Source organism: Moorena sp. SIO4E2, assembly GCF_010671945.1.
In the GTDB taxonomy this organism is placed as follows: domain Bacteria; phylum Cyanobacteriota; class Cyanobacteriia; order Cyanobacteriales; family Coleofasciculaceae; genus Moorena; species Moorena producens.
In genome coordinates, this window is the sequence record NZ_JAAHIE010001336.1 from 1 (window position 1) to 1,190 (window position 1,190).

Sequence of the window (1,190 nt, forward strand, 5' to 3'; positions counted from 1 at the left end):
GAATTAGGGAGAAAACAATGACAACCCATTTCATTACTGCAGAAATTGACCTCCAAGAGTCCCCTAAGGAACTGCACCAAGCCATTGAAGCAGAACTACAAGAACGGGGAGAACCCCTGCGCTGGGCGGTTACTCATGTAGACCCTGAGCAGGAGAAAGCTACGGTAGAAGCTATTGTAACTAAATCAGTCAATAGTAAGTGAATCAGCGTCCCTATACCGTTGTTTTAATCATTCCTACTGGTGTAGGAGCGTCGATTGGTGGCTATGCCGGGGATGCCTTGCCAGTAGCTAGAGCGATCGCACAAGTTTGCGATCGCTTAATCACCCATCCCAATGTCCTCAATGGTGCCCAGTTGTACTGGAACTTACCCAACGCCTTCTATGTAGAAGGCTATGGCCTTGACAAATTTGCCGCTGGATCCTGGGGATTACGCCCTGTACATCAGAACCGGGTGGGATTACTCCTGGATCAGGGGATTGAACCGGAATTACGTTTGAGACACCTACAAGCAGCAGATGCCACCAGAGCTACCCTAGGACTGAATCTAACCGACTACGTAGTTACAGATGCTCCCTTAAATGTAGAACTGCGCACAGCAGCATCTGGAGCCAGTTGGGGAACAATTGGAAATCCCGATAGTTTATTGCGAGCAGCCCAAGTCCTGATTGAGCAAGCTGGAGCAGATGCGATCGCAGTAGTAGTGCGTTTTCCCGATGACTTTGATAGTGAAGCATTGCAAGATTACCGTCATGGTCGAGGCGTAGACCCCCTGGCTGGTGCTGAAGCCATTATCAGTCACTTGATTGTTCGTACCTTTCAAATTCCCTGTGCTCATGCACCAGCATTGATGCCTTTACCCATCGATCCTAAATTGTCACCTCGTTCAGCAGCAGAGGAATTGGGCTATACCTTCTTACCCTGTGTTTTAGTAGGATTGAGTCGCGCTCCCCAATTTGTGGTCAACCAAAAAAATTCCCCCTCCTCCCTTGCTAATCCAGATTCTCAAACGATTTCCTCAAAACCAGGGGACATTTGGGCTGATGATGTAGATGCCATTGTCATACCAGCAACCGCCTGTGGTGGTAGTGCAATGTTAAGCTTTAGCCAGTTGCAAACCCAGATCATTGCCGTTGAAGAAAACCAAACTACCATGGAAGTACCTCCAGAACCTTTGGGAATTAAAGCAA

Annotated in this window: 2 protein-coding genes; both read left to right on the forward strand. The window is 48.2% G+C overall.

From position 1 onward, the window contains the following. The first annotated feature begins 17 nt into the window (after nucleotides 1–17). A complete protein-coding gene (locus F6K37_RS43470; protein ID WP_008191859.1) occupies nucleotides 18–203 on the forward strand; it encodes a DUF8621 family protein in 186 nt (61 codons plus the stop codon). Further along, a partial coding sequence (locus tag F6K37_RS43475; protein ID WP_287257354.1) for a DUF3326 domain-containing protein occupies nucleotides 200–1,190 on the forward strand: 991 nt, incomplete at its 3' end. The genes F6K37_RS43470 and F6K37_RS43475, both read left to right, overlap by 4 nt.